Raw genomic sequence first — 26,563 nt, forward strand, 5'->3', positions numbered from 1 at the left:
CAAGCGTCCGTCGTCAAAACTCCTATTTTGGCTGTGTCCGTTTGACGCCCTTTGTATCTTGAATTATGAACAATACTGAATTTTATGACCGTTTGGGCGTTTCAAAGAATGCATCTCAAGATGAGATCAAGAAAGCCTATCGGAAATTATCTAAAAAATATCACCCAGATATCAACAAGGAGCCTGGTGCTGAGGAAAAGTACAAGGAAGTTCAAGAAGCTTATGAGACGTTAAGCGACGAACAAAAGCGGGCGGCCTATGACCAATATGGTGCTACGGGTGCCAATGGTGGCTTCGGTGGTGGAGCAGGTGGCTTTGGTGGCTTTAACGGTAGTGGCTTTGGTGGTTTTGAAGATATCTTCTCCAGCTTCTTTGGTGGCGGTGCAAGCCGTAATCCCAATGCCCCTCGTCAAGGAGACGACCTCCAATACCGTGTTAATCTCAAGTTTGAAGAAGCGATTTTTGGTGCTGAAAAAGAAGTTAAGTACCATCGTGAAGCAAGCTGCCATACCTGTCACGGTTCAGGTGCTAAGCCAGGGACTAGTCCGGTAACCTGTGGACGCTGTCACGGTTCTGGGGTTATCAATGTCGATACCCAAACCCCTCTTGGAATGATGCGTCGTCAAGTAACCTGTGATGTCTGCCATGGTCGTGGTCAAGAAATTAAAGATCCATGTAGCACTTGTCGTGGAACAGGTCATGAAAAACAAGCCCATAGCGTGAACGTCAAGATTCCTGCAGGAGTTGAAACAGGTCAACAAATCCGCTTAGCGGGTCAAGGAGAAGCTGGCTTTAACGGTGGACCTTATGGAGACTTGTATGTTGTTGTCAATGTTGAGCCGAGCGATCGCTTTGAACGTGATGGTTCAACCATCTACTACAAGTTAGACTTGAACTTTGTCCAAGCAGCTCTTGGAGATACGGTTCATGTGCCTACGGTTCATGGCGATGTTGATTTGGTCATTCCTGAAGGAACCCAAACCGGTAAGAAATTCCGTCTTCGCGGAAAAGGTGCTCCAAGCTTACGTGGTGGTGCCATGGGAGACCAATATGTGTCTGTCAATGTTGTCACCCCAACTGGCTTAAATGACAAGCAAAAACAAGCCCTTCAAGCCTTTGCGGAAGCAAGTGATTTGAAGGTCAATCCAAAGAAAAAAGGCTTTTTTGATAAGGTCAAAGATGCTTTAGATGACTTATAAGAATAAACGAGTTTCCTTTTGAGTAAGGAGCTCGTTTTATTTTTGGATGGCCTTCAAGAACCTTCTTTCTTTAAAAAACTGTACCCGGACAGAATGCCATTTTCTCTCTTGTATCCCCTTCTATATCCTGCTAAAATAAAACCATGACACGATACAAAGCAACTATTTCTTATGATGGGAATCTATTTGCGGGTTTTCAACGACAACTGCATGCCCGTAGTGTGCAAGAAGAAATCGAGAAGACCTTGATGCGTCTCAATCAGGGAAATCCTGTGACCATCCATGGAGCAGGCCGAACGGATGCAGGTGTCCATGCCCTTGGGCAGGTCATCCATTTTGATCTCCCCCAGCTACGGGACGAGGAGAAGCTCCGCTTTGCCCTTGATACCCAAACCCCAGAGGATATTGACTTTATCCGGGTGGAGCAAGTCCCCGAGGACTTTCATTCACGCTACCAGAAGCACAGCAAAACCTATGAATTCATCGTGGATTATGGTCGTCCCAAGAACCCCATGATGCGCCACTATGCCACCCACTATCCCTATCCCTTGGATGTGGCCAAGATGCAAGCAGCCATCCAAAAGTTGGAGGGAACCCATGATTTCACCGGTTTCACAGCTTCGGGTACCAGTGTGGAAGATAAGGTGCGTACGATCACAGAAGCTCGCTTGGTCGAGGACGCGGCAAATCACCGCCTTGTCTTTACCTTTTCGGGCAATGGCTTTCTCTACAAGCAAATCCGCAATATGGTGGGAACTTTGTTGAAGATCGGAAATGATCGGATGCCGATAGAGCAGATCGATCTGATTTTAGAAAAAAAGGACCGCAATCTAGCAGGTCCTACAGCAGCGCCAAATGGCTTATATTTAAAGGAGATACGTTATGAGTAATGAATTGATTCTCGCAATTTCAGGAAATGATATTTTTAGTGGGGGAGGTCTTCACGCAGACCTTGCTACCTATACGACTAACAAACAGCATGGCTTTGTAGCGGTGACTTGTTTGACAGCCATGACTGAGCATGGTTTTGAAGTGATTCCAGTGGATCCAACGACCTTTACTCAGCAGCTCAACTCTCTCAAAGATGTTCCTTTCTCTGCTATTAAACTCGGTCTTTTGCCAAATGTTGAAGTGGCAGACTTAGCCTTGGACTATGTCAAAGCCCATGCGGAAATCCCAGTGGTGCTAGACCCTGTCTTGGTCTGTAAGGAAAGCCACGATGTGGAAGTGTCAGCCCTTCGAGACGAATTGATCAAGTTCTTCCCTTATGTGACCATCATTACGCCAAACTTACCAGAAGCTGAGATCTTGACCCAAAGCAAGATTCAATCGCTCGACGATATGAAGGAGGCAGCGCGCAAGCTCCACGAATTAGGAGCAGCGAATGTCGTGGTCAAAGGAGGCAATCGTCTCAATAAAGAAAAGGCCATCGATGTCTTTTATGACGGACAAGATTTTACGATCTTTGAAGAGCCAGTCCTAGAAAAGAACAATACAGGAGCTGGTTGTACCTTTGCGTCTAGCATTTCCAGCCAGTTGGTGAAAGGGAAATCACCGCTTGAAGCTGTTAAAGCCTCTAAAGACTTTGTCTTCCAAGCGATTCAACATTCAGACCAGTATGGAGTATTACAATATGACATCTAATCGAACTCAACTCATTGCCCGCCTTTCCATTTTGACAGCCTTGACAGTTGTACTTGGCTACTATACCAAACTCCCAACTCCCACAGGGATTGTCACCCTGTTAGATCTTGGAGTGTATTTTACAGCCTTCTATTTTGGACGCAAGGAAGGTGCGATTGTAGGTGGTGTCGGAGCCTTCCTACTCGATCTGATTTCAGGCTATCCTCAGTGGATGTTCTTTAGCCTCCTCTTTCACGGGGGCCAAGGCTATTTTGCTGGCTTCAAGGGAAAAGCCCGTTACCTAGGCTTGCTTCTTGCGACAGTCGTCATGGTAGGCGGTTACGCACTAGCTTCTGCCCTCCTTTTAGGCAATGGCTGGGGAGCTGCTATCTCGGACATTCCAAATAACCTTGCTCAGAATTTTGTCGGAATGGCTTTAGGCTATGTGGTCTATTATGCCTTCCAAAAGAAAGGGAGCTAATTCATGGATCTGGAGCAACTGAAGAAAGATGTAAAAGAAATCCTAGCCGATGTACTAACTAAGAGTCGACTCCGTCAAGGGCAGATTCTAGTCCTAGGCTTGTCTTCAAGTGAAGTTGCAGGAGGGCAAATTGGAAAAGCTTCCAATATTGACATTGCGGAGGCCATTGTCAAAACCTTGCTGGATGAGTTAAATGCTAAAGGAATTTATCTAGCTGTACAAGGCTGCGAGCATCTCAATCGGGCCCTAGTGGTCGAGCGGGAATTAGCAGACAAGAAGGATCTAGAAATCGTCAATGTCCTTCCAAGTCTCCATGCGGGAGGAGCTGGACAACTCGCTGCTTTTAAGTATTTTAAGGATCCTGTTGAAGTGGAGTTTATCACAGCCCAAGCGGGACTAGACATCGGAGATACCTCGGTTGGGATGCATGTCAAACATGTACAAGTTCCGATTCGTCCTGTCTTGCGTGAACTAGGGGAAGCCCATGTCACAGCCCTGGCCAGTCGGCCAAAATTGATCGGTGGCGCCCGTGCTCTATACCAAGACGATCCTATTCGGAAATCCTAATTTAAACTAGCTTTTAGGGGCTAGTTTTTTTGGATGAAAAGAGAGGCAAACACGTTTTAAAACTTGCTTTTTCAAAGTTTTGTGGTAAAATTATAAGGAATGACTATATTATTTTAAGGAGAGACAGAATGTCTGTATCATTTGAAAACAAAGAAACTAACCACGGTGTGTTGACTTTCACCATCAGCCAAGAGCAAATCAAACCTGCTTTGGACCGTGTGTTTGAATCAGTTAAGAAAACTTTGAACGTACCTGGATTCCGTAAAGGTCATATTCCACGTCCAATCTTCAACCAACGTTTTGGTGAAGAAGCTCTTTACCAAGATGCTTTGAACGATCTTCTTCCAGCAGCATACGAAGCAGCTGTTAAAGAAGCTGGAATCGAAGTTGTAGCACAACCAACTTTTGATGTTGTTTCTATGGAAAAAGGCCAAGACTGGACGTTGACAGCCACTGTTGTAACAAAACCTGAAGTAAAATTAGGTGCTTACAAAGATCTTGAAGTATCAGTAGAAGTTTCTAAAGAAGTAACAGATGCTGATGTGGATGCTCGTATCGAACGCGAACGCAACAACTTGGCTGAATTGGTTGTTAAAGAAGGTGCTGCTGCAGAAGGCGACACAGTTGTGATCGACTTCGTAGGTTCTATCGATGGTGTTGAATTTGACGGTGGTAAAGGTGAGAACTTCTCACTTGGACTTGGTTCAGGTCAATTCATCCCAGGTTTCGAAGACCAATTGGTTGGACACTCTGCTGGTGAAACAGTTGACGTGATCGTAACCTTCCCAGAAGACTACCAAGCGGCTGACCTTGCAGGTAAAGAAGCGAAATTCGTGACAACAATCCACGAAGTGAAAGCAAAAGAAGTACCAGCTCTTGACGATGAATTGGCAAAAGATATCGATGAAGAAGTTGAAACTCTTGCTGAATTAAAAGAAAAATACCGCAAAGAATTGGCAGAAGCTAAAGAAGAAGCATACAACGATGCAGTAGAAGCAGCAGCGATCGATCTTGCAGTTGAAAATGCTGAAATCGTTGAACTTCCAGAAGAAATGATCCACGAAGAAGTACACCGTTCAATCAACGAATTCCTTGGAAATATGCAACGTCAAGGAATCTCACCTGACATGTACTTCCAAATCACTGGAACAACTCAAGATGATCTTCACAAACAATACGAAGCAGAAGCTGAAAGCCGCACGAAGACAAACCTTGTGGTTGAAGCAGTAGCCAAAGCAGAAGGCTTTGAAGCAACTGAAGAAGAAATCAACGCTGAAATCGAACAATTGGCAGCAGATTACAACATGCCAGTTGAACAAGTTCGCAACCTTCTTTCACCAGAAATGTTGAAACATGACATTACAGTGAAGAAAGCAGTGAACGTGATCACAAGCACAGCAAAAGTAAAATAATTTAGAATAAAAAGAAGAGTCGTGAGACTCTTCTTTTTCTGATTTCATGGAGAATCCTGGAATTTTCCTTTGACGAAAGGGGAAATTTATCGTACAATAGAGTGTAACGATAAAATTTGTGATAGATTTGGCTGCTAGAAGTTTTCAATCTATCATTTAGGATGGGATGAGGTTTGAGACCGGATCCTTCTCCATTTAGGAAATGAAACATAAGGAGATTTACCCTTGGAATTAGAAGTATTTGCTGGACAAGAAAAAAGTGAACTTTCTATGATTGAAGTGGCGCGTGCGATTTTGGAATTGCGCGGACGTGACCATGAAATGTACTTTAGCGATCTTGTAAATGAAATTCAAAATTACCTTGAAAAATCAAATAGCGAGATCCGTGAAGCTCTTCCATTGTTCTACACTGAATTGAATGTGGATGGAAGCTTTATCCCACTTGGGGATAACAAATGGGGTCTTCGTTCTTGGTATGCGATCGATGAAGTCGACGAAGAAATCATCGCCCTTGAAGAAACGGATGAAGATGAAGCTCCTAAGAAACGCAAGAAAAAACGGGTTAACGCCTTCATGGATGGAGATGACGATGCGATCGATTACAACGATGATGATCCAGAAGACGAAGAAGTTTACGAAGCAGATCCGGCTCTTTCATACGATGAAGAAAATCCAGATGATGAAAAGAGTGAAGTCGAAGCTTACGATGCTGAAATCAATGAAATCGTACCAGATGATTTGGGCGAAGAAGTTGAATTGAGCGAAGAAGACGACGAAGAAGAGGATCCTGAAGAAGAGGAAGAATAAATCATACGAAACAAGGAAATTGTTCCTTGTTTTTTTATTGAAGACGAAGTTTTCCCAGAAACTTTCCTTAGGTGAGTACGGACGTCAGCGAACTTCTACGAAGTTCCATGACTAATTATTGAGCCTTAAGTCTCAATAATTCCGAGTGCCTGAAGCTATGAAGTTTCAGGCGCTTTTCTCACGGCGGAAAGTTTCAGAATATCCTTTGATTTTTCAAAAGTAGAGGATGGTTTGCAAGTAATTTATTGACTTATATGTCAATAAAAATAGTTTATCTATCTTTTGAAAAAAACCAATTGTTCCTTGTTTCTTTTTGTTTGCATTGAAAAAGGTGGTAAAATAGAGTATGATGAACGTGTAAGTATTCCCAAATAGGAGGTGTTCCAAATGGACTTTCGTTTAGATGACAGTTTAGTAGATGTCGGCATTGACACGGTTGTGGTCGGCATAGCTAAACATGTGGATCCTCAAGCTGTTTTACCTGTCGCTTTTCTGGAAAAAAAGCAAGCAATGGAAGAATGGGCGCTCCAGTGTCAGCTGGAAGAAGTCTCAGACTCAGCGGTTGTTACAGGCTATACAGATTTGTTGCAAAAGGTAGGGCGCAGTACCAAGAAAAATCCGCCAACGATTCTTGCCCTTATCCGAAACATCCAACATCGAGGTTCTCTGCCTCAGATCAATAGCATCATTGACATTTATAATGTTGAATGTCTGAGATCTTATCTCGCTATTGGAGGACACGATCTGGATAAGATTGAAGGTCCGATTGAATTTACAATCAGTCAAAGAGAAGATCTCTTCTTCCCCATCCTTTCTAGCGAAAAGCATGTGGCATCGACAGATCCCGTCTATAGAGATCAAAAAGGAGTTTTGGCTTGGTTGGATGTGCGTGATAGCGACCTTTATAAATTTGAGGAGACAACAAAAAACGCCCTCTTTGTCATCCAAGGAAACCAAGAGACCTCAGTAGAGATGCGCATAGAAGCTCTGGAACGAATCCACAAGGATCTTGCTTCCTGTATGCCGGATCTTCAATTTGAGAAATTTCTCGTCACACAAAATGGCGTGGAGCCAGTCTCTTAAGTATATGAAAATTATTTTCATGAAAGTTTCAGTTTGACAAAGAAGAGCATTTGCGGTAAGATACTGTTCGGGCACCTCATTTTGAGGTCGGAGCTCCCTAATGATTAGGGGGCTATTTTTGTTTTTCCGAAAAGGGGATGGCCTCTACCATATTAGAAGAAGAGGAAAGCATATGTCAACAAAATATATTTTTGTCACTGGTGGTGTCGTATCATCCATCGGAAAAGGGATTGTCGCAGCGAGTCTCGGTCGCCTGCTTAAGAATCGTGGATTGAAAGTGACCATTCAAAAATTTGACCCGTATATCAATATCGACCCAGGGACGATGAGTCCTTACCAACACGGGGAAGTCTTTGTCACAGACGATGGTGCAGAGACAGACTTAGACCTTGGCCACTATGAACGCTTCATCGATATCAATCTGAATAAGTACTCAAATGTGACAACAGGGAAAATTTATAGTGAAGTCCTTCGAAAAGAACGTCGTGGAGAATACTTGGGAGCGACTGTTCAGGTCATTCCCCATATTACTGATGCCTTGAAAGAAAAGATCAAACGAGCAGCGACAACGACGGATTCAGATGTTATCATCACAGAAGTCGGGGGAACCGTTGGAGACATTGAGTCTCTACCTTTCCTTGAAGCCCTTCGCCAAATGAAGGCAGATGTTGGGGCTGAAAATGTCATGTACATCCACACGACTCTTCTTCCTTACTTGAAGGCTGCTGGTGAAATGAAAACCAAGCCGACCCAACACTCAGTGAAAGAATTACGTGGTCTTGGGATTCAACCAAATATGTTGGTCATCCGTACAGAAAAACCAGCTGGTCAAGGGATTAAGAACAAGCTGGCCCAATTCTGTGACGTTGCCCCAGAAGCTGTCATCGAGTCTCTTGATGTGGAACACTTGTACCAAATTCCATTGAACTTGCAGGCTCAAAATATGGACCAAATCGTTTGTGACCATTTGAAACTAGATGTTCCTGCAGCGGATATGACAGAATGGTCTGCTATGGTCAATAAGGTCATGAACCTCAAGAAGGAGGTCAAGATTTCCTTGGTTGGGAAATACGTAGAATTAAAAGATGCCTACATTTCTGTTGTTGAGGCCTTGAAGCACTCTGGTTTTGCCAATGATGCCGAAGTGAAGATTGATTGGGTCAATGCCAATGACGTCACAGCTGATAATGTGGCAGAACTCCTTGGAGATGCTGATGGAATCATCGTCCCAGGCGGTTTTGGTCAACGGGGAACGGAAGGAAAAATTCAAGCTATCAAGTATGCGCGTGAACAGGATGTGCCAATGTTAGGGGTCTGTCTCGGTATGCAGTTGACCTGTATCGAGTTTGCCCGTCATGTCTTAGGCTTGGAGGGGGCTAATTCATCTGAATTGGATCCAGAAACCAAGTACCCGATTATCGATATCATGCGGGACCAAATCAATGTGGAAGACATGGGAGGAACCCTTCGTTTAGGACTCTACCCATCGAAGCTCAAGCGAGGATCGAAAGCAGCAGCAGCCTATGACCATCAAGAAGTAGTGCAACGCCGCCATCGTCACCGCTATGAGTTTAACAATGCCTTCCGAGAGCAGTTCGAAGAAGCAGGTTTTGTCTTCTCAGGCGTTTCACCAGACAACCGTTTGGTCGAAATTGTTGAAATACCAGACAACAAATTCTTTGTCGCTTGCCAATACCACCCAGAATTGTCAAGTCGACCAAACCGCCCAGAAGGACTTTACACAGCCTTTATCACAGCGGCCGTTGAAAATCACGATAGCAAATAAAAATCAAGGGAGTAGGTCCCTCGACCTGCTCCCTTTTTCTGAGAAAATGACAAACTTTGAAAAAAGTTTGAAAAAAATCTTGACAAAAAAGTAGATGATTGATATACTAGTAAGGTACTCAATCGCGGGGATGGCGGAATTGGCAGACGCGCAGGACTAAGGATCCTGTGACCGCTTTAGGTCGTGAGGGTTCAAGTCCCTCTCTCCGCATCGGATAATTAAGACAGCTTCGGCTGTCTTTTTTGTTTTTCAAAACTTTATGATAGAATAGGTGTGAGATGAGGTGTGAACATGAAGAAGAACTATCTGGTTTTGATCGATGGGCTCCTAGCGCTCGTAGGAAGTGCCATTAATTTTTTTGCTCCAGTCATGATTTTGGCCATGGGGCTTGCTGCTCATGAAGATTTCGGAAGTGCCTTGATGGCTTTAATTAGCTGGAACTTCTTTGTCTGTATTCTAGCCATCGCTTCTAGGTGGCTCCTAAAAAATGAAAAGAGGATTCATAAGTGGATTCCCAATCTCTTTCTGGTAGCGGGTCTCATTCTTTTACTTGCGAATCTCCTTATTTTGTCCTGGAGCTTTCCGTATCTTGAAAGTCCCTTAATGTGGCTATTTGGAAACATCTTTGGGAAAGTTCATGAATTTACTTATTTCTTCTATTCTCAATGGGTCGCAGGAGGATTCCTAGTGATTTCCGGGATTGCATTTTTAGTTTCATTAAAAAATTTTAAAGCAGAGGATTAAAAAGAGGGAGCTTGGGCTCCCTTCTTTTGCGTTTCTATGGGCTGTAGAAGTCTTGGGAAAGTAAGCATTCCTCCTCATTTATCATAAGAAAGCGCATAAAGCTACAGGAAAAGCTAGCATTTTCAATGAAAAAGTGATAAAATAAACAATGTAAGTGGAATCAACCCCACAAAAATTTATAGGAGGCCTATCCAAATGGCAATCGTTTCAGCAGAAAAATTTGTCCAAGCAGCTCGTGACAATGGTTATGCAGTTGGTGGATTTAACACAAACAACCTTGAGTGGACTCAAGCTATCTTGCGTGCAGCAGAAGCTAAGAAAGCTCCAGTACTTATCCAAACTTCTATGGGTGCTGCTAAATACATGGGTGGTTACAAAGTTGCTCGCAACATGATCGCTAACCTTGTAGAATCAATGGGTATCACTGTACCAGTTGCTATTCACCTTGACCATGGTCACTACGACGATGCTCTTGAATGTATCGAAGCTGGTTACACTTCAATCATGTTTGACGGTTCACACCTTCCAGTTGAAGAAAACCTTAAATTGGCAAAAGAAGTGGTAGAAAAAGCTCACGCTAAAGGTATCTCAGTAGAAGCTGAAGTTGGTACTATCGGTGGTGAAGAAGACGGTATCATCGGTGATGGTGAATTGGCACCAATCGACGATGCTAAAGCAATGGTTGCTACAGGAATCGACTTCTTGGCTGCAGGTATCGGTAACATCCACGGTCCTTACCCAGCAAACTGGAAAGGTCTTGACCTTGATCACTTGAAGAAATTGACTGAAGCTGTACCAGGATTCCCAATCGTATTGCACGGTGGATCAGGTATCCCTGATGATCAAATCCAAGCAGCGATCAAACTTGGTGTTGCGAAAGTTAACGTGAACACTGAATGCCAAATCGCATTTGCAAATGCAACTCGTGAATTCGTACGTGAATACGATGCAAACGAAGCAGAATACGATAAGAAGAAACTCTTCGACCCACGTAAATTCTTGAAACCAGGTTTCGATGCTATTACAGTAGCTGTTGAAGAACGTATCGACGTATTCGGTTCAGAAGGTAAAGCTTAATTTAGCTGAACAAAACAAAGTAGAAGCCTGCCCCTAAGGGCAGGTTTTTTTGTGTCTTAAGGAAACTATTTAACAGAATTTCTGATTAAAAGTTTCATTTTAAGAGAGAAATCTCTAATTTCATAATCTATAAGCAAACGCTTGCATTCCTATTTTTATTAGATTATAATAGGTTGGTATAAAGCCTTCTGTAATAATATTGAGAAAGTGTAGAAAGTAAGGTTTTAGAATTTTTGTAGTCAAAAATACAATGTTGCTTCTTACGATAGGGAGATAGATATGGCAATGATAGAAGTGCAACATCTTCGGAAAAATTTTGTGAAGACAGTTAAGGAGCCGGGGTTAAAGGGAGCCTTGCGCTCCTTTATTCATCCTGAAAAGCAGACCTTTGAAGCGGTCAAGGATTTAACTTTTGAAGTTCCAAAAGGGCAGATTTTAGGATTTATCGGGGCAAATGGTGCTGGGAAGTCAACCACCATCAAAATGCTGACAGGAATTTTGAAGCCCACATCTGGCTTTTGTCGGATTAACGGCAAGATTCCCCAGGATAATCGTCAAGATTATGTCAAGGATATTGGAGTCGTTTTCGGACAACGCACCCAGCTATGGTGGGATTTGGCTCTGCAAGAGACCTACACGGTTTTGAAAGAGATCTATGATGTACCGGACTCGCTTTTCCATAAGCGCATGGACTTTTTGAATGAAGTTTTGGATTTGAAGGAATTTATCAAGGATCCTGTGCGGACTCTTTCACTGGGTCAACGGATGCGGGCGGATATTGCGGCTTCCTTGCTTCACAATCCCAAAGTTCTCTTTTTAGATGAGCCGACTATTGGTTTGGATGTGTCGGTCAAGGACAACATTCGACGTGCTATCACCCAGATCAATCAGGAGGAAGAGACAACTATTCTCTTGACCACTCACGACTTGAGCGATATTGAGCAACTCTGTGATCGGATTTTTATGATTGATAAGGGGCAAGAGATTTTTGATGGGACGGTTAGCCAGCTCAAGGAAACCTTTGGCAAGATGAAGACTCTCTCCTTCGAGCTGACGCCAGGTCAAAATCATCTAGTCTCTCATTATGAGGGCTTGCCTGATATGTCCATTGATAGACAAGGAAATACTCTCAATATTGAATTCGATAGCTCCCGCTACCAGTCGGCCGATATTATCAAGCAAACCTTATCTGATTTTGAAGTCCGTGATTTGAAGATGGTAGATACAGATATTGAAGATATTATCCGTCGCTTCTATCGAAAGGAGCTCTAAGATGGTCAAATTGTGGCGACGTTATAAACCCTTTATCAATGCAGGGATTCAGGAGTTGATTAGCTATCGAGTCAACTTTCTACTTTATCGGATTGGCGATGTCATGGGTGCTTTTGTGGCCTTTTATCTATGGAAGGCTGTCTTTGATTCCTCCCAGGAGCCTTTGATTCAGGGCTTCAGTATGGCGGATATCACCCTCTACATCATCATGAGTTTTGTGACCAATCTTCTGACTAGGTCGGATTCTTCCTTTATGATTGGTGATGAGGTAAAGGATGGTTCCATTATCATGCGCTTGTTGCGACCAGTGCATTTTGCGGCCTCTTACCTTTTCACCGAACTTGGCTCCAAGTGGTTGATTTTTATCTCTGTTGGACTGCCATTTTTAAGTGTCATTGTTTTGATGAAAATCTTGTCTGGGCAAGGTATTGTAGAAGTGCTAGGATTAACTGTCCTTTATCTCTTTAGCTTAACTCTGGCTTATCTGATTAACTTTTTCTTTAATATCTGCTTTGGATTTTCAGCCTTTGTATTTAAAAATTTATGGGGTTCCAATCTACTCAAGACTTCAATAGTGGCCTTTATGTCTGGCAGTTTGATTCCCTTGACGTTTTTTCCAAAGGTGGTTTCAGATATTCTCTCCTTATTGCCATTTTCATCCTTAATTTACACTCCGGTTATGATCATTATTGGGAAATACGATGCCAGTCAGATTCTTCAAGCACTTTTGCTTCAGCTTTTCTGGCTTATAGTGATGGTGGGCTTGTCTCAGTTGATTTGGAAACGAGTCCAGTCATTTATCACCATTCAGGGAGGTTAGTATGAAAAAATATCAACGCATGCATCTGATTTTTATCAGACAATACATCAAGCAAATCATGGAATACAAGGTGGATTTTGTGGTTGGTGTCTTGGGAGTCTTTCTGACTCAAGGCCTAAACCTCTTGTTTCTCAATGTCATATTTCAACACATCCCCTCGCTAGAAGGTTGGACCTTTCAAGAGATTGCCTTTATCTATGGATTTTCCTTAATTCCAAAGGGATTAGATCATCTCTTTTTTGACAATCTCTGGGCTTTAGGTCAACGGCTAGTTCGAAAAGGGGAGTTTGACAAGTATCTGACTCGTCCTATCAATCCTCTCTTTCAGATCCTCGTTGAGACCTTTCAGATTGATGCCTTGGGTGAACTTTTGGTCGGTGGCATCCTATTAGGAACAACAGTAACTAGCATCTCTTGGACTCTTCCCAAATTCCTGATTTTCCTAGTTTGTATTCCTTTTGCGACCTTGATTTACACTTCTTTAAAAATCGCGACAGCCAGCATCGCTTTTTGGACCAAGCAGTCAGGTGCCATGATTTACATTTTCTATATGTTTAATGATTTTGCCAAGTATCCTATTTCTATTTACAATTCGCTCCTTCGTTGGTTAATTAGCTTTATTGTACCTTTCGCCTTTACGGCCTACTATCCTGCCAGCTATTTCTTGCAGGACAAAGATGGTCTCTTTAATATTGGTGGTTTGATTCTGATTTCTCTTATCTTCTTTTGTATCTCTTTAAAACTTTGGGACAGGGGATTGGATGCCTACGAAAGTGCTGGTTCGTAAGAGGAATAATCTCAAAGCTTTGTCTCAGGACAGGCTTTTTCTATTGGAGATGAAAATTTCTTGACATCTATTCTCAGAGTGCTATACTAAGAAGGTAATCGCCGATTTAGCTCAGTTGGTAGAGCAACGCACTCGTAACGCGTAGGTCACAGGTTCGATCCCTGCAATCGGCATAGGAAGAAACGGCTTTGAAGGAGCGAGACGACGAATGATGGTGATCACATCTTCGTTCTGTCTCGTTCCTTTTTTGACCGCATAGGTGCTAATTTTGACCACTTAGTCAAAAGTCCTTGTCTCCATAGGGGCTCTCTGCTATCATAGAATCATCAAAGGAAGGCCCCCTTCCAACTATTGAAAACGAGGTATACGATGATGAAAAAACTACTTGGACTTGGATTTATTCTGGCAGCTCTTGCGGTTGTCACAATGGGAATGGTTGGCTTTCCAAAGCTTGATGTGAATATCTGGCCTTTATTCCCCGTTCTCTTATTTGCTTTCTTTACTCTTGAAAATCTGATGAAACAGGACTACAAGGCAAGTGTCATCTGTGCTTTAATTGCTCTGATGATTGCAAACGCGATCTACGATCTCTTGCCGGTTTCAAATGGCTTAGTGATCACAGCGGGTGTCCTTGCTTGCGTGGGTCTTAGTTTTCTTTTACCGGATAAGAATAGCAACAAATAAAGAAAGAGAGTGGGACAGAAATCGGTCATTCGTTAGAATTCGATTTCTGTCCCACCTCCGCACAGTTGAGTAGGTCTGTAAAAGCTGATGAAATCAGCGTAGTAGAGCCCACTCAACCACTGCGTCTTTCCCGACAATCCAAAGACAATTGAGAGGCTAGGACTTTTGTCCCAGTCTCTTTACTTCTCAAAAACTACCTCTTGATGGGGAAAACGTGCCACTTACTGAAAAGGCCTTGTTTTGTTTTCAACAGCTGTTATAATGGTACTATCAAAACGTTGGGAAAGGAGTTTTATGAAAGTTAGAATCGAATTGGATCCATCAATGGACGAGCCTGAGATCTTGATTCGAGCTCCTCGCTTGACCCCGGAGTTGACACAGCTACAAGAGAGCATCCTCGAACAAAAGATCGCTCCACTAGCCTTCTACAAGGATCGAAGCGAGTATTTTCTAGATGTAGCATCCATTCTATTTTTTGAGACGGATGGGGAGAAGATCTATGGGCATACCAAGGACGAGGCCTATGAGGTCAAGCAGAAGCTCTATGAGTTGGAGGAGTTGCTTCCTATCGCCTTTTGTCGGATTTCCAAATCCACTATTGTCAACGCAAAGCAGATCTACTCTCTGGAAAAGTCTTTTTCTGGAACCAGCACGGTCAATTTCTACCAGACCCACAAGCAGGTCCACGTATCTAGACGCTACTATCAACTCTTAAAAGAACGACTAAATGAAATGAGGTAATATTATGAGAAAAAAATTAATCGGAGTATTCTTAATCCTATTAGCAGCCTTACTCCTCTTACAAGGCTATTTTGTAAAATGGGATATCAGCATCTGGACCTTAGCTTGGGTCACCTTGCTTGCAGTCCTGTCCCTATCTAGTTTCTTGAAACGCCATTTTGGTTGGGGCTTCATCTATGGACTTTTAGCCCTCTTTTGTCTCAATGGGCAATACCATTTTCTTCCGGTGTCCAATTCGGTGGTTATCCTTTCTTCAATACTAGCAGTGATCGGTCTCAATATTTTATTCAGCCCCTCTAAGAAGATAAAGGAACGTTTTGGATATTATTCCACTGGCTCGATGAGCAGGGCGGATGGCAACAACATTGATGTCACTTTTTCCACAGTAACCAAGTATCTCAATGATCAACACTTTACTCACGGAAGTGCTGATGTGAGTATGGGCGAAGCATCGGTTTATTTTGACAATTGCCGCATTGAAGGGCCGTCTGCCCAGTTTGTTGTCGATGTTTCCCTTGGGAGTCTGAGCCTCTATGTACCAAGCGATTGGCGAGTTCATGTCAATGTAGAGAGTTCTTTGTCAGCTATCCAACATCAGGAAAATCCAAGTGCTCTTACTAGCAAGGATTTCTACATTACGGGCGATGTTTCCTTAGGAAATCTGGAAATTATCTATGTAGGAGCGAATTCGTTTTCTTAAGTCTGAAATGAAAAACTTTTGCCAAAAGCTTGCCAAGAGAGATTTTTTTTGGTAATATAGTACGGTATGTGGTGCTAGCACATCCGTTATATTAGATCTAATAGGAGGAAACACAGAAATGGCTAAAGTATGTTATTTCACAGGTCGTAAGACTGTATCAGGTAACAACCGTTCACACGCTATGAACCAAACAAAACGTGCCGTAAAACCAAACCTTCAAAAAGTAACTGTCCTTATCGATGGTAAACCTAAAAAAGTTTGGGCTTCAGCTCGTGCATTGAAATCTGGTAAAGTAGAACGCGTTTAATAAAGAAAGAAGGCTGGGCATAAAGTGTTCAGTCTTCGCTTTTTGATAGGAATATTAGTATGACGCAGTGGTTGATTGGAACTACTCATGTTTGAAACATTCGTACTTCCTAATCAATTTGTGCGGGGGTGGGAATACGGACTCTTTTGAACAAATCGGAGTCCTTTCCCGCTCCCTTTTCTTTTTCTCTAGAGACAGCTGTCACAGCGGGAGAAGAATAGTCCCTACCCTTTTACAGTTGACCTCTTTTATGGTAAAATAGAATATAAAATACTTTTGAGGTAGAAATTATGACAGTAAAAATCAATACAAAGGACGGTCAAATTGAATTGACTGATGAGGTTATCGCAACTGTTGTAGGCGGTGCTGCTACTGAAATTTTCGGTGTGGTTGGAATGGCCAGCAAAAATGCGATCAAAGATAATTTCCAAGCCCTCCTAGGGAAAGAAAACTTCTCTAAAGGTGTTGTTGTCAAAACAACGGAAGCAGGAACTATCGCAGTTGATGTTTACACTGTTTTGAGCTATGGAACAAAAATTAGCGAAGTCTCAAAAAATATTCAAGAACGTGTGAAATTTAGTTTGGAAAATCAACTTGGAATCACTACGGATACTGTGAATGTCTATATTCAAAATATCAAGATTGTGGGAGAATAATCGTGGCTAATATTACTACAAGTTTATTTCAAGAAATGGTTCAAGCGGGGGCTACGCGCTTAAATAAACAAGCGGAATATGTAAACTCTTTGAACGTCTTTCCTGTACCAGATGGGGACACAGGAACCAATATGGGAATGACCATTGAAAATGGGGCCAAAGAAGTATCGGACCGCTCTGCTTCGACTGTTGGAGAAGCAGCGGGGATCTTCGCTAAAGGACTATTGATGGGGGCGCGTGGGAACTCAGGAGTCATCACTTCTCAATTGTTCCGTGGATTTTCTCAAAGTGTCAAAGACAAAGAAGAATTGGATGGAGCAGCACTTGCAGCAGCCTTCCAGTCTGGTGTAGAAGTCGCTTATAAAGCGGTTATGAAACCTGTTGAAGGAACCATTTTGACGGTTTCTCGTGGGGCTGCCATCGGTGCCAAGAAAAAAGCAGAATCGACTAATGATGCGGTAGAAGTCATGCGTGCAGCTCTTGAGGGAGCTAAAACAGCTCTTGCTAAGACTCCAGATATGTTACCGGTCTTAAAAGAAGTTGGTGTGGTAGACTCTGGTGGTCAAGGTTTGGTCTTCATCTATGAAGGATTCTTGTCAGCCTTGACAGGTGAATTCATCGCTTCTGAAGACTTCCAAGCAACGCCTGCAACTATGTCAGAAATGATCAATGCAGAACACCACAAGTCAGTTGCTGGTCATGTCGCAACGGAAGACATCACCTTTGGTTACTGTACAGAGATTATGGTGGCTTTGAAGCAAGGTCCAACCTATGTCAAAGACTTTGACTACGACGAATTCCGTAACTATTTGAACAATCTTGGAGATTCTCTATTAGTCGTCAACGATGATGAAATCGTCAAAGTCCACGTCCATACTGAAGATCCAGGTCTTGTCATGCAAGAAGGATTGAAATATGGTAGCTTGGTCAAGGTAAAAGTCGACAACATGCGCAACCAGCACGAAGCACAAGTTGAAAAAGAAGAGCGCCAAGCCAAACCAGCTGAAGCAAAAGAATATGCCATCATTGCAGTCGTTGCGGGTGACGGATTAGCGGATATCTTCAAAGCGCAAGGAGTGGATTACATCATCTCTGGTGGTCAAACCATGAACCCATCAACAGAAGACTTTGTCAAAGCTGTTGAAGAGTTGAATGCGCGCAACATCATTATCTTGCCAAACAATAAAAATATCTTGATGGCCGCTCAATCTGCAGCAGAAGTCATTGAGCAACCAGCAGCAGTCGTAGAGACGAAGACCATCCCTCAAGGATTGACCAGCCTTCTTGCCTTTGATGAAAGCAAGTCCATCGAAGAAAACTATGAACGCATGAGTGCTTCATTGGGCGATGTTGTATCTGGTAGTGTGACGACAGCGGTTCGGGATACCACGATTGATGGCCTTGAAATTCATGAAAATGATAATCTTGGAATGGTCGATGGTAAGATCGTTGTTTCAAATCCAGATATGATGGAAACCTTGGAAGAAACATTCGCTCATATGTTGGACGAAGATAGTGAAATTGTGACCATCTATGTCGGTGAAGACGGTAGTGAGGAGTTGGCAAATGAATTAGCCCAAGCCCTTGCTGAGAAGTATGAGGATGTAGAAGTGGAAATCCACCAAGGTGGCCAACCAGTCTATCCATACTTGTTTAGTGTAGAATAATTGAACAGAAGGTTCCTTTCGGAACCTTTTTTTGTATATAGAAAAATGAGGAGATTTCTGATGAAATCGGCATAAATCTAAGTGTCCGAGCCGGAAGTGAACTCTCCACGGAGGCTTTATTAGTGAAGAAAAGGAGATTTTGCAAAAAGTCTCACATTCATCAGTTTTTTATTCAAATTGAAGAGCTTGAAATGAGGGGGAAATGGTTTGAAAAGTGGAGTTTTTAGACAAGAAAGACGCGATATGTTATACTGATAACAGTATGTGAAAGGAGAGTTATAAAAATGAAGAAATTTTTTGTAACCCTTGGGCTAGCCATTTTGGTATTGACTGGTTGTTCGCAATCCCAAACAAAGAAAACAACACCCGCTAGCTCTTCTAGCAGTTCCTCTGTTAAAAAAGAAGTAAAAATTGAAGAAAAAACCACAACCTTAGTTGGAGATATCAATGGGACAAAACACCGGGATATCATCAAGTCTAAGGGAGATAAGGTTGAAAACCTTCGTATCGAAGTGATAGCTGATCTCCCCCAACACCTTAGAACAATTGCTACAGAAAAGTCACCTGAAGATCTTACAGCAGCTATTCAAGCTTTGTTGGAGCAAAATGAAGACTATAAAAAGTTGAAAACCGTTCCTGGTTTTAGTTTGGAGTATAGTGTCACACCAGAGAAGAAATTGCTCTCAACTAGTGTGATTGACCTGAACCAAATTGATGCCAAGTCTCTAGAAGAAATTTCTTACTTCAAAGATGCTGGTCTCAATGACTTGAAGAATATGAAGGCGGATGCCTTGATCAAGGCTTTGAAGTTGCATGGTATGAAAGAAGAAGGCCAGTAAGAAGAAAAAAGTCGAGTGAAGTCACTCGGCTTTTTTTAGTGACTTTTGTCATGTGAGCCAGTGACAAAATCATCTAGTGGCAATTTTTACCTTTGGCTATAATAGAGTCAGAAAGTGAGAGGGTTAAAAAATGAAACAGTGGTTCTATAAAGTATTTACGTTAACAGTGGTTGGGATGGTCGTCTATTTGATCTTTTCAAAGGATGACAGCCTCTATTACCATTTTCCTTGGGAATTATTTGCGGGGATTGGCATCATGAGCTGGGCGGTTCAAGAAGGATTGAAAATGATCAAGGCTGTCAAAAAGGAGATAGAGCAATGAACAAGAAACTAGAAATTGGCTGGATGTTTGCTTCATGTATGGTCCTCTGGGGAACTGAGCAGATGACGGGCTGGTTTTCTGCCCATTTTCCTAGCTGGTTTTTCCAAACGGTTTGGGGAGTGACCTTGGTCGTCTTTGTCATCATTCCAGCTGGCCAAATCTGGTTGAAAGGAGAGCATCATGAGTGTCATTAGAGTAGAGAACTTGAAGAAAAGTATTAAAGGAAAGGTGATTTTAGAAGATCTTTCTTTCACAGTTGAGAGAGGAGATTGCCTGGCCTTGATTGGGCCAAATGGAGCAGGGAAGACAACCTTGATGAACTGCCTCCTAGGAGATATAAAGAAGACGGCTGGAACCATTGAAGTAGAGGGAAAAGTCCCTGGTCATCCACAGTTAAAGGCTAGTGTCTCTTATCTCCCTCAAGAGAATGCCATCGTGCAAAAGTTAACTGTTCAGGAACTGATCAACTTCTTTCGCTCCATTTATCCCAATCCCTTAACGGTCAATGACATCGATGATTTATTGCGTTTTACTCCAGAACAAAAGAAGCAATTGGCCAGTAAGCTGTCTGGTGGGCAAAAACGTCTCCTATCCTTTGTGTTGACCTTGATTGGTTCTCCTAGTCTTCTGTTTTTGGATGAGCCAACGGCCGCTATGGATACGTCCACTCGCCAACGCTTTTGGGAGATCGTCGGGGATTTAAAGGAAGAAGGTGTGACCATCGTCTATTCTTCCCATTATATTGAGGAAGTAGAGCATACAGCCGATCGGATTTTGGTCTTGCATCAGGGACATTTGCTTCGGGATACGACGCCACTCGCTATGAGAAGTGAAGAGGTAGAAAAACATTTTATTCTACCTTTGCGCTACCAAGCTCTAGTGGCAGGGATGGACGGAATAGGTCAAGTGACGGTCAAACCCGATGCCCTCCAAGTTGTGACAGGAGATGCCAATCGCTTGTGGGCTCGATTGCAAGAAGAAGGCTGTTCGATCCAAGAGATCGAAGTGACCAATCGAAGTTTATTGGATTCTATTTTTGAAAATACAAAGGAAGTAGGTAGAGAAGATGAAACGAATGAAAGCTCTCGGCGTGGTTGAGTGGCATTTGACCAGACGCCAAGCCATTTATTACTTGTTATCAATTGGGATGCCCACGGCCTTCTATCTCTTCTTTTCAGGGATGTACCAGGACACACCAGGGGCACCGGCTCATTTTATGAGAGATTATCTCCTCTCCATGACGGCTTTTTCCATGATGTCTACAGCCCTATTTTCCTTTCCAACGGTTCTTGAAACCGATCGACTCAACAATTGGCAAAAAGTCTTGCGCCATACCCCGGTATCTATGGTAGAATATTATTTAATAAAGGTTGCGGGTCTCTTTGTCGACTTTCTCCTCTCTATTGGGGTCGTCTTTACCGTGGGTCATGTGGTGCGCCATGTGAACATGTCCTTACAGGATTGGGTCTTAGCAGCCTTCCTTCTCATCCTAGGGAGTCTAGCCTTTGTAGCAATCGGTTTGGTCTTGACCTTGCTTCCTTCCAGTCAATTAATGTCAGTTGCGGGCAATCTTCTCTATATGGGACTAGCTGTCATGGGTGGCCTATGGATGCCGATTAGTGTCTTTCCAGAATGGATGCAAGCTATTGGCAAATGCCTGCCAACCTATCAATTGATGGAACTGATTAAGACCTTTTTAAACAAGGGACAGGTTAATGTCTCTGCTAGTCTTTATTTAAGCTTGTTTACCTTGGTCTTGTTTGCTCTTGTCATCGTCTATCGTCGTCATTCTGAGGTTCGTTCATGATCGAAAAACTCAAACATATTCATCATATGTTTTACGTGGGCCTAATCTTTATGGCCTTCCCTTTTGCTACTATTTTCTTTGGGCAAATTCCCTGGTGGCATTTCTTTTTGGTCCTCTTCTTTATGGTGAGCTATTTAGGAATCCTCATTACGGAAAATAAGAAACTGACCTGGCTTTTTTGGCTCTATCTTTTGGCTTATATAGGCGGAAATACCTTTTATATTGGTACTGGCTTTTGTTGGTTTTACTATTATCTAAGTAATATTTTAGTCTATTGTTTTGAAGTCAGCAATTTTCGTTCCCCCTTTCTTTGGACGGCCTTTGGATCACAACTGATCCTTTTGGGAGCCTTGTTATTTAATAGAGATATGAGAGAAAATGATTGGCTTTTTGTACTGATTATCTGCTTGTTCATCGCGATAATGACCTTTAGTATGGTTCGGGATCGGATGATGGAAGAGTTGAAAGCTGATCATGCCAAGCAAAACGCCCAGATCAATCTCTTGCTGGCGGAAAATGAACGCCATCGGATTGGCCGTGATTTGCATGATAGTCTAGGACACACCTTTGCCATGCTCAGTGTCAAGGCAGATCTGGCCGATCAATTCTTAGCATTCGGACAGCTTGAGAAGGCTCGGGAGCAGGTGCAAGAGATTCAAGCCATTAGCCAAGAGTCCATGCACCAAGTCCGAGAGATTGTGGAGAACTTGAAGCAACGAACGCTGGCAAGAGAGTTAGAAACTGTCCAGCAAATGCTAGAAGTGGCGCAAGTAAAAGTGGAGATCCAAAATGAGCTCGACACAGCTAGTATCTCGCCGATCCTAGAGTCTGCTCTGGCTATGGTGTCTCTGGAATTAGCCACTAATATGATCAAGCATGCCAAAGCAACGCAAGCCCTTCTCTCTTATCGATCCACCGAAACAGGGGTGGAAATGGTGGCAGAAGACAATGGTATCGGCTTTGATAAGGTCTCCGATAAGGATCTACACTCGATCCGCGAACGGATTGCCTTATTGGGAGGAGAGCTAGAGATCAGTCATCGTCACAAGCCCACCCGCATAGAAATACGGATCCCCTATCAAGAAAGGAAATAAGATGCGCTTATTAGTTGCTGAAGACCAAAGTATGTTACGAGATGCTCTTTGCCAGCTCTTGCTTTTGCAAGAGGACGTGGAAGAAGTCTTGCAGGCTGGAGACGGGCAAGAAGCCATTCACTTACTCGAAACACAACCAGTCGATATTGCTATTGTAGATATCGAGATGCCTATCAAAACAGGGTTAGAAGTCTTGGAATGGGCTAAAAGTCAACAACCTCAGCTCAAGGTCGTCATCGTTACCACCTTTAAGCGACCGGGTTATTTTGAGCGGGCCCTCAAGGCCGGAGTCGATGCCTATGTTTTAAAAGAGCGTCGCATTACGGACTTGATGGCCACCCTGCATACAGTTTTGGCAGGGCAAAAAGAATATTCTCCTGAATTGATGGAGGGAATCCTAACCCATCCCAATCCTCTAAGCTCTCAGGAGCAAGCAGTCCTAAAAGAAGTTGCCAAAGGAGCATCTAACCAAGAAATTGCCGATCGCTTATTTCTTTCAAACGGAACCATCCGTAATTACATGTCGGCTATTTTGACCAAGTTGGATGCGGAAAATCGGACGGAGGCAGCAAGGATTGCCCAAGAAAAGGGTTGGTTATAAGGAAGAAAAGAGAGTGGGACAGAAATCGGTAATTTCGTTAGAATTCGATTTCGTCGTCCCACCTCCGCACAGTTGAGTAGGGCTGTAAAAGCTGATGGAATCAGCTTAGTAGAGCCCACTCAACCACTGCGTCTTGCTCGACAATCCAAAGACAATTGAGAGTAGCTGGGTCAAAATGAACAACCCGCTATATGTATCCTACCATGATGAGGAGTGGGAACAGCCCCTCCACGATGACCAGTCGCTGTTTTGTCCTTTATGCAGGCTGCAGGTCTGGTTGATGACCATGAGAATGATTGTGAATGGAAAGGAAATTAAATGATGTCTAATAAAAATAAGGGAATCCTTGGTTTTGGTATTCTCTATACAGTTTTCTTTGAGTTTGATGGCCATAAATTGCTGGCTTCTTTGATGCCATCTGCCATTGAGAATTATCTACAATATCTACTCTATGTAGTATTAGCTCTATATGGCTCTTTCTTGTTCAAGGATGGATTGATTCAACAATGGAAGGAGATTAGAAAGACGAAAAGAAAATTCTTCTTTGGCGTTTTAAAAGGCGGGCTCTTTTTCATTCTGATGACTGTTATCTTTGAATTTGTATCAGAGATGTTGAGGCAGTTTTTTGGGCTAGTCGGACAAGGTCTAAATCAGTCGAATATTCAAAGCACCTTTCAAGAGCAACCGCTACTGATAGCTGTTTTTGCTTGTGTCATTGGACCTTTGGTAGAAGAATTGTTTTTCCGTCACACTCTATTGAAATATTTGAGAAAAAGTCTGCCAACTTGGCTGAGTATCTTTATAGTCGGCCTTGCTTTTGCCTTAACTCATATGCACAGCTTGGATTTATCCGAGTGGGTTGGTGTAGTCGGTTACCTAGGTAGCGGTCTTGCTTTTTCTATTATTTATGTGAAAGAAAAGGAGAATATCTACTATCCCCTACTTGTTCACATGTTAAGCAACAGCTTTTTCATCATCGTTTTAGCTATCGGTAGTATGTGATGAAAATGCTAGTAACGATACTGAAAAAGAGGCTGGGGCAAAAGTCCCTTATCTCCAAAAAAAGCAACGGTTCCGCAATTGGGAATCTCTAGCTTTTTTGTGACTGGGAACTTTTTGTCCCAGCTTTTTTTTGATTGGATTTGTCATTGTTTTAGGAGAGCTCTCATTATTCGGATTTGGATAGAAAATTCAGAAAATTTACTATTTTTCCTTGAAATATTTCCCAAAAATGGTATGATAGTAGCATGCTAATTTGAGAAACAAAGTACTGGAAAGGAGAGACATGGAGAAAATTACCTTAGAAACTGCGAAAACCGGTTCAGAACTTGTCCTTGAAACCCTGCGTGATTTGGGAATCGATACGATTTTTGGTTATCCTGGTGGAGCGGTTTTGCCTTTATACGATGCTATCTATAGCTTTGAGGGTATCAAGCATATTCTTGGACGACACGAACAAGGGTGCTTGCATGAAGCTGAAGGCTATGCCAAATCGACTGGAAAGCTGGGTGTAGCAGTCGTCACGAGTGGACCAGGGGCTACCAATGCTATTACAGGGATTGCAGATGCCATGAGCGACAGTGTTCCTTTATTGGTCTTCACTGGACAAGTTAATCGCGCTGGAATCGGAAAAGACGCCTTCCAAGAGGCGGATATTGTGGGAATCACCATGCCGATTACCAAGTACAACTATCAAGTACGTGAGACGGCAGATCTTCCGCGGATTATCACAGAAGCTGTCCACATCGCGACAACTGGTCGTCCAGGTCCTGTCGTCATTGACCTTCCAAAAGATGTCTCAGCTATAGAGACAGATTTCATCTATGAGCCAAGCGTGAATCTTCCGAGCTACCAGCCGACCATTGAGCCCAATGAATTGCAAATCAAAAAGATTTTGAAGCAATTAAGCAAGGCTAAAAAACCAGTGCTCCTCGCTGGTGGTGGTGTTAGTTATGCTGGTGCATCAGAAGAGTTAATTGCTCTAGCTGAGCGCTATCAGATTCCAGTAGTGACCAGTCTCTTAGGTCAAGGAACAATCCCAACCAGTCATCCTCTTTTCCTTGGAATGGGGGGAATGCATGGGTCCTTCGCAGCCAATATCGCTATGACCGAAACAGATTTCATGATCAGTGTTGGTTGTCGCTTTGATGACCGTTTGACAGGGAATCCAAAGACCTTTGCGAAGAATGCTAAAGTGGCTCACATCGATATTGACCCTGCAGAGATTGGTAAGATCATTGCAGTTGACATTCCAGTTGTTGGTGATGCGAAAAAAGCCTTGCAACAATTGCTGACAGAACCAGTGGTTCATCTGAACACTGAAAAATGGATCGAAAAGGTTACCCAAGATAAGAACCGAGTCCGTTCATATGATAAGAAAGAGCGAGTTGTTCAGCCACAAGCTGTGATTGAACGAATTGGAGAGTTGACCAAGGGAGATGCCATTGTCGTAACGGACGTTGGACAACACCAAATGTGGGCAGCTCAATACTATCCTTATCAAAATGAGCGCCAATTGGTTACTTCAGGAGGCTTAGGAACCATGGGCTTTGGTGTTCCAGCAGCTATTGGAGCAAAAATTGCCAATCCAGATAAAGAAGTCGTTCTCTTTGTCGGAGATGGAGGCTTCCAGATGACCAATCAAGAGTTGGCTATCTTAAATATCTATAAGGTTCCGATTAAGGTCATCATGCTTAACAACCATTCGCTTGGAATGGTCCGTCAATGGCAAGAAGCCTTCTATGATGGTCGGACATCAGAGTCAGTCTTTGATAGCCTTCCGGATTTCCAATTGATGGCGCAAGCCTATGGCATTAAGAATTATAAATTTGATAATCCTGAAACCCTAGAGAAGGATTTGGAAGTCATCACAGAAGATGTCCCAATGTTCATCGAAGTAGATATTTCTCGTAAAGAGCACGTTCTACCGATGGTACCTGCTGGTAAGAGTAATCATGAGATGTTGGGGGTGAAGTTTAATGCGTAGAATGTTAACAGCCAAACTTCAAAACCGCTCAGGTGTTCTGAACCGCTTTACAGGAGTCCTATCTAGACGTCAAGTCAATATCGAAAGCATTTCTGTTGGTGCAACAGAAAACCCTAATGTATCGCGGATTACCATTATCATTGATGTTGCCTCACATGATGAAGTGGAGCAAATTATTAAACAGCTCAACCGTCAGGTCGATGTCATTCGTGTCAGGGATATCACTGATAAACCGCACTTGGAACGCGAAGTGATCTTGGTGAAAGTTTCTGCACCTGCTGAGAAGCGGGCAGAGATCTTGGCCATCATCCAACCTTTCCGTGCCACCGTGGTCGATGTAGCTCCAAGCTCTATCACCGTTCAAATGACGGGAAATGCTGAAAAGAGTGAAGCCCTTATCCGGGTCATTCGTCCTTACGGCATCAAAAATATCGCCCGCACCGGTGCAACCGGATTTACTCGAGATTAATTTTCGACTGAAAATTGTTACCCTCGCCTAAA

At 43.0% G+C, this 26,563-nt stretch carries 30 protein-coding genes, 2 tRNA genes and 2 pseudogenes; all 34 read left to right on the top strand.

Features of this window, described 5'->3' with window-relative positions; all coding sequences use genetic code 11:
* Positions 1 to 65 precede the first annotated feature (65 nt).
* The 34 genes and pseudogenes from dnaJ to ilvN all read left to right on the top strand — a co-directional run bounded on the left by dnaJ (position 66) and on the right by ilvN (position 26,531).
* Complete coding sequence (dnaJ, locus tag QM968_RS10265) at positions 66 to 1,199, top strand: molecular chaperone DnaJ (protein ID WP_414383870.1); 1,134 nt, start codon at positions 66 to 68, stop codon at positions 1,197 to 1,199.
* Between the two features lie 143 nt (positions 1,200 to 1,342).
* Positions 1,343 to 2,089, top strand: a complete 747-nt coding sequence (gene truA / locus QM968_RS10270) for a tRNA pseudouridine(38-40) synthase TruA (RefSeq protein WP_414383873.1) — start codon at positions 1,343 to 1,345, stop codon at positions 2,087 to 2,089.
* Complete coding sequence (locus tag QM968_RS10275; RefSeq protein WP_414383875.1) at positions 2,082 to 2,843, top strand: bifunctional hydroxymethylpyrimidine kinase/phosphomethylpyrimidine kinase; 762 nt, start codon at positions 2,082 to 2,084, stop codon at positions 2,841 to 2,843. Before truA ends, QM968_RS10275 begins: the two co-directional genes overlap by 8 nt.
* Complete coding sequence (locus tag QM968_RS10280; protein WP_414326158.1) at positions 2,833 to 3,303, top strand: ECF transporter S component; 471 nt, start codon at positions 2,833 to 2,835, stop codon at positions 3,301 to 3,303. Before QM968_RS10275 ends, QM968_RS10280 begins: the two co-directional genes overlap by 11 nt.
* Positions 3,304 to 3,306: 3 nt before the next feature.
* On the top strand, positions 3,307 to 3,870 hold the full coding sequence (locus tag QM968_RS10285) for a TIGR01440 family protein (protein ID WP_414326156.1): 564 nt from the start codon (positions 3,307 to 3,309) through the stop codon (positions 3,868 to 3,870).
* Positions 3,871 to 3,998: 128 nt separating this feature from the next.
* Positions 3,999 to 5,282, top strand: coding sequence for a trigger factor (gene tig, locus QM968_RS10290; RefSeq protein ID WP_414326154.1), 1,284 nt, complete (start codon positions 3,999 to 4,001; stop codon positions 5,280 to 5,282).
* 225 nt (positions 5,283 to 5,507) lie between these two features.
* On the top strand, positions 5,508 to 6,089 hold the full coding sequence (gene rpoE / locus QM968_RS10295; RefSeq protein WP_414326152.1) for a DNA-directed RNA polymerase subunit delta: 582 nt from the start codon (positions 5,508 to 5,510) through the stop codon (positions 6,087 to 6,089).
* Positions 6,090 to 6,476: 387 nt separating this feature from the next.
* A complete protein-coding gene (locus tag QM968_RS10300) occupies positions 6,477 to 7,172 on the top strand; it encodes a B3/4 domain-containing protein (RefSeq protein ID WP_414326150.1) in 696 nt (231 codons plus the stop codon).
* 172 nt (positions 7,173 to 7,344) lie between these two features.
* On the top strand, positions 7,345 to 8,958 hold the full coding sequence (locus QM968_RS10305) for a CTP synthase (RefSeq protein ID WP_414383878.1): 1,614 nt from the start codon (positions 7,345 to 7,347) through the stop codon (positions 8,956 to 8,958).
* Positions 8,959 to 9,082: 124 nt separating this feature from the next.
* Positions 9,083 to 9,168: transfer RNA gene (locus QM968_RS10310), tRNA-Leu, on the top strand.
* A gap of 81 nt (positions 9,169 to 9,249) precedes the next feature.
* Positions 9,250 to 9,702, top strand: a complete 453-nt coding sequence (locus QM968_RS10315) for a hypothetical protein (protein ID WP_414383881.1) — start codon at positions 9,250 to 9,252, stop codon at positions 9,700 to 9,702.
* Positions 9,703 to 9,897: 195 nt separating this feature from the next.
* Entirely contained in the window at positions 9,898 to 10,779 is an 882-nt protein-coding gene (locus QM968_RS10320; RefSeq protein WP_414383884.1) for a class II fructose-bisphosphate aldolase, read from the top strand.
* Positions 10,780 to 11,058: 279 nt separating this feature from the next.
* On the top strand, positions 11,059 to 12,051 hold the full coding sequence (locus tag QM968_RS10325) for an ATP-binding cassette domain-containing protein (RefSeq protein ID WP_155199281.1): 993 nt from the start codon (positions 11,059 to 11,061) through the stop codon (positions 12,049 to 12,051).
* Between the two features lies 1 nt (position 12,052).
* Complete coding sequence (locus QM968_RS10330; protein WP_414383887.1) at positions 12,053 to 12,871, top strand: ABC transporter permease; 819 nt, start codon at positions 12,053 to 12,055, stop codon at positions 12,869 to 12,871.
* Between the two features lies 1 nt (position 12,872).
* A complete protein-coding gene (locus tag QM968_RS10335; protein ID WP_414383890.1) occupies positions 12,873 to 13,658 on the top strand; it encodes an ABC transporter permease in 786 nt (261 codons plus the stop codon).
* A gap of 100 nt (positions 13,659 to 13,758) precedes the next feature.
* Positions 13,759 to 13,831: transfer RNA gene (locus tag QM968_RS10340), tRNA-Thr, on the top strand.
* 199 nt (positions 13,832 to 14,030) lie between these two features.
* Positions 14,031 to 14,342 carry a LiaF transmembrane domain-containing protein gene (locus QM968_RS10345; protein ID WP_414383903.1) on the top strand — a complete coding sequence of 104 codons (312 nt, stop codon included), beginning with the start codon at positions 14,031 to 14,033 and terminating at the stop codon, positions 14,340 to 14,342.
* 294 nt (positions 14,343 to 14,636) lie between these two features.
* On the top strand, positions 14,637 to 15,083 hold the full coding sequence (locus tag QM968_RS10350; RefSeq protein WP_414326141.1) for a LytTR family DNA-binding domain-containing protein: 447 nt from the start codon (positions 14,637 to 14,639) through the stop codon (positions 15,081 to 15,083).
* Positions 15,084 to 15,087: 4 nt separating this feature from the next.
* A complete protein-coding gene (locus QM968_RS10355) occupies positions 15,088 to 15,783 on the top strand; it encodes a LiaF transmembrane domain-containing protein (protein ID WP_414383892.1) in 696 nt (231 codons plus the stop codon).
* A 118-nt stretch (positions 15,784 to 15,901) separates the two neighbouring features.
* A complete protein-coding gene (gene rpmB / locus QM968_RS10360) occupies positions 15,902 to 16,090 on the top strand; it encodes a 50S ribosomal protein L28 (protein WP_001140948.1) in 189 nt (62 codons plus the stop codon).
* 290 nt (positions 16,091 to 16,380) lie between these two features.
* Positions 16,381 to 16,746 (top strand): Asp23/Gls24 family envelope stress response protein, encoded by a 366-nt coding sequence (locus QM968_RS10365; protein ID WP_003004393.1) that lies wholly within the window; start codon positions 16,381 to 16,383, stop codon positions 16,744 to 16,746.
* Between the two features lie 2 nt (positions 16,747 to 16,748).
* Positions 16,749 to 18,413, top strand: a complete 1,665-nt coding sequence (locus QM968_RS10370) for a DAK2 domain-containing protein (protein WP_414326131.1) — start codon at positions 16,749 to 16,751, stop codon at positions 18,411 to 18,413.
* 284 nt (positions 18,414 to 18,697) lie between these two features.
* Entirely contained in the window at positions 18,698 to 19,252 is a 555-nt protein-coding gene (locus tag QM968_RS10375; protein ID WP_414326129.1) for an SP0191 family lipoprotein, read from the top strand.
* A 130-nt stretch (positions 19,253 to 19,382) separates the two neighbouring features.
* On the top strand, positions 19,383 to 19,574 hold the full coding sequence (locus QM968_RS10380; RefSeq protein ID WP_414326127.1) for a hypothetical protein: 192 nt from the start codon (positions 19,383 to 19,385) through the stop codon (positions 19,572 to 19,574).
* A complete protein-coding gene (locus QM968_RS10385) occupies positions 19,571 to 19,768 on the top strand; it encodes a hypothetical protein (protein WP_414383894.1) in 198 nt (65 codons plus the stop codon). The genes QM968_RS10380 and QM968_RS10385 overlap by 4 nt, the downstream gene beginning before the upstream one ends.
* Positions 19,755 to 20,672 (top strand): ABC transporter ATP-binding protein, encoded by a 918-nt coding sequence (locus QM968_RS10390; protein ID WP_414326124.1) that lies wholly within the window; start codon positions 19,755 to 19,757, stop codon positions 20,670 to 20,672. Before QM968_RS10385 ends, QM968_RS10390 begins: the two co-directional genes overlap by 14 nt.
* On the top strand, positions 20,641 to 21,381 hold the full coding sequence (locus tag QM968_RS10395) for an ABC transporter permease (RefSeq protein ID WP_414326122.1): 741 nt from the start codon (positions 20,641 to 20,643) through the stop codon (positions 21,379 to 21,381). Before QM968_RS10390 ends, QM968_RS10395 begins: the two co-directional genes overlap by 32 nt.
* Positions 21,378 to 22,475, top strand: a complete 1,098-nt coding sequence (locus tag QM968_RS10400) for a histidine kinase (RefSeq protein ID WP_414383897.1) — start codon at positions 21,378 to 21,380, stop codon at positions 22,473 to 22,475. Before QM968_RS10395 ends, QM968_RS10400 begins: the two co-directional genes overlap by 4 nt.
* Before the next feature lies 1 nt (position 22,476).
* Positions 22,477 to 23,076 carry a response regulator gene (locus tag QM968_RS10405; protein WP_414326118.1) on the top strand — a complete coding sequence of 200 codons (600 nt, stop codon included), beginning with the start codon at positions 22,477 to 22,479 and terminating at the stop codon, positions 23,074 to 23,076.
* 175 nt (positions 23,077 to 23,251) lie between these two features.
* Positions 23,252 to 23,296 (top strand): annotated as a pseudogene (locus QM968_RS10410) (hypothetical protein); the annotation flags it as partial.
* A gap of 17 nt (positions 23,297 to 23,313) precedes the next feature.
* Positions 23,314 to 23,394 (top strand): annotated as a pseudogene (locus QM968_RS10415) (DNA-3-methyladenine glycosylase I); the annotation flags it as partial.
* Positions 23,395 to 24,078 (top strand): lysostaphin resistance A-like protein, encoded by a 684-nt coding sequence (locus QM968_RS10420; protein ID WP_414326117.1) that lies wholly within the window; start codon positions 23,395 to 23,397, stop codon positions 24,076 to 24,078.
* Positions 24,079 to 24,361: 283 nt separating this feature from the next.
* Positions 24,362 to 26,062 (top strand): acetolactate synthase large subunit, encoded by a 1,701-nt coding sequence (locus QM968_RS10425; RefSeq protein ID WP_414326115.1) that lies wholly within the window; start codon positions 24,362 to 24,364, stop codon positions 26,060 to 26,062.
* Positions 26,055 to 26,531, top strand: a complete 477-nt coding sequence (gene ilvN / locus QM968_RS10430) for an acetolactate synthase small subunit (protein WP_003010242.1) — start codon at positions 26,055 to 26,057, stop codon at positions 26,529 to 26,531. The genes QM968_RS10425 and ilvN overlap by 8 nt, the downstream gene beginning before the upstream one ends.
* Positions 26,532 to 26,563 lie beyond the last annotated feature (32 nt).

The sequence above is a fragment of the Streptococcus sp. OMI870 genome (assembly GCF_047460295.1).
GTDB lineage: Bacteria > Bacillota > Bacilli > Lactobacillales > Streptococcaceae > Streptococcus.

Coding starts and splice junctions, on each gene's coding strand:
- QM968_RS10405 (WP_414326118.1), top strand. CDS start 22,477: ATGCGCTTATTAGTTGCTGAAGACCAAAGTATGTTACGAGATGCTCTT.
- QM968_RS10320 (WP_414383884.1), top strand. CDS start 9,898: ATGGCAATCGTTTCAGCAGAAAAATTTGTCCAAGCAGCTCGTGACAAT.
- QM968_RS10365 (WP_003004393.1), top strand. CDS start 16,381: ATGACAGTAAAAATCAATACAAAGGACGGTCAAATTGAATTGACTGAT.
- QM968_RS10285 (WP_414326156.1), top strand. CDS start 3,307: ATGGATCTGGAGCAACTGAAGAAAGATGTAAAAGAAATCCTAGCCGAT.
- QM968_RS10355 (WP_414383892.1), top strand. CDS start 15,088: ATGAGAAAAAAATTAATCGGAGTATTCTTAATCCTATTAGCAGCCTTA.
- QM968_RS10395 (WP_414326122.1), top strand. CDS start 20,641: ATGAAACGAATGAAAGCTCTCGGCGTGGTTGAGTGGCATTTGACCAGA.
- dnaJ (WP_414383870.1), top strand. CDS start 66: ATGAACAATACTGAATTTTATGACCGTTTGGGCGTTTCAAAGAATGCA.
- QM968_RS10300 (WP_414326150.1), top strand. CDS start 6,477: ATGGACTTTCGTTTAGATGACAGTTTAGTAGATGTCGGCATTGACACG.
- QM968_RS10385 (WP_414383894.1), top strand. CDS start 19,571: ATGAACAAGAAACTAGAAATTGGCTGGATGTTTGCTTCATGTATGGTC.
- rpmB (WP_001140948.1), top strand. CDS start 15,902: ATGGCTAAAGTATGTTATTTCACAGGTCGTAAGACTGTATCAGGTAAC.
- tig (WP_414326154.1), top strand. CDS start 3,999: ATGTCTGTATCATTTGAAAACAAAGAAACTAACCACGGTGTGTTGACT.
- truA (WP_414383873.1), top strand. CDS start 1,343: ATGACACGATACAAAGCAACTATTTCTTATGATGGGAATCTATTTGCG.
- QM968_RS10330 (WP_414383887.1), top strand. CDS start 12,053: ATGGTCAAATTGTGGCGACGTTATAAACCCTTTATCAATGCAGGGATT.
- QM968_RS10345 (WP_414383903.1), top strand. CDS start 14,031: ATGAAAAAACTACTTGGACTTGGATTTATTCTGGCAGCTCTTGCGGTT.
- QM968_RS10380 (WP_414326127.1), top strand. CDS start 19,383: ATGAAACAGTGGTTCTATAAAGTATTTACGTTAACAGTGGTTGGGATG.
- QM968_RS10275 (WP_414383875.1), top strand. CDS start 2,082: ATGAGTAATGAATTGATTCTCGCAATTTCAGGAAATGATATTTTTAGT.
- QM968_RS10325 (WP_155199281.1), top strand. CDS start 11,059: ATGGCAATGATAGAAGTGCAACATCTTCGGAAAAATTTTGTGAAGACA.
- QM968_RS10305 (WP_414383878.1), top strand. CDS start 7,345: ATGTCAACAAAATATATTTTTGTCACTGGTGGTGTCGTATCATCCATC.
- QM968_RS10375 (WP_414326129.1), top strand. CDS start 18,698: ATGAAGAAATTTTTTGTAACCCTTGGGCTAGCCATTTTGGTATTGACT.
- QM968_RS10280 (WP_414326158.1), top strand. CDS start 2,833: ATGACATCTAATCGAACTCAACTCATTGCCCGCCTTTCCATTTTGACA.
- QM968_RS10350 (WP_414326141.1), top strand. CDS start 14,637: ATGAAAGTTAGAATCGAATTGGATCCATCAATGGACGAGCCTGAGATC.
- QM968_RS10335 (WP_414383890.1), top strand. CDS start 12,873: ATGAAAAAATATCAACGCATGCATCTGATTTTTATCAGACAATACATC.
- QM968_RS10400 (WP_414383897.1), top strand. CDS start 21,378: ATGATCGAAAAACTCAAACATATTCATCATATGTTTTACGTGGGCCTA.
- QM968_RS10390 (WP_414326124.1), top strand. CDS start 19,755: ATGAGTGTCATTAGAGTAGAGAACTTGAAGAAAAGTATTAAAGGAAAG.
- QM968_RS10420 (WP_414326117.1), top strand. CDS start 23,395: ATGATGTCTAATAAAAATAAGGGAATCCTTGGTTTTGGTATTCTCTAT.
- QM968_RS10425 (WP_414326115.1), top strand. CDS start 24,362: ATGGAGAAAATTACCTTAGAAACTGCGAAAACCGGTTCAGAACTTGTC.
- ilvN (WP_003010242.1), top strand. CDS start 26,055: ATGCGTAGAATGTTAACAGCCAAACTTCAAAACCGCTCAGGTGTTCTG.
- QM968_RS10315 (WP_414383881.1), top strand. CDS start 9,250: ATGAAGAAGAACTATCTGGTTTTGATCGATGGGCTCCTAGCGCTCGTA.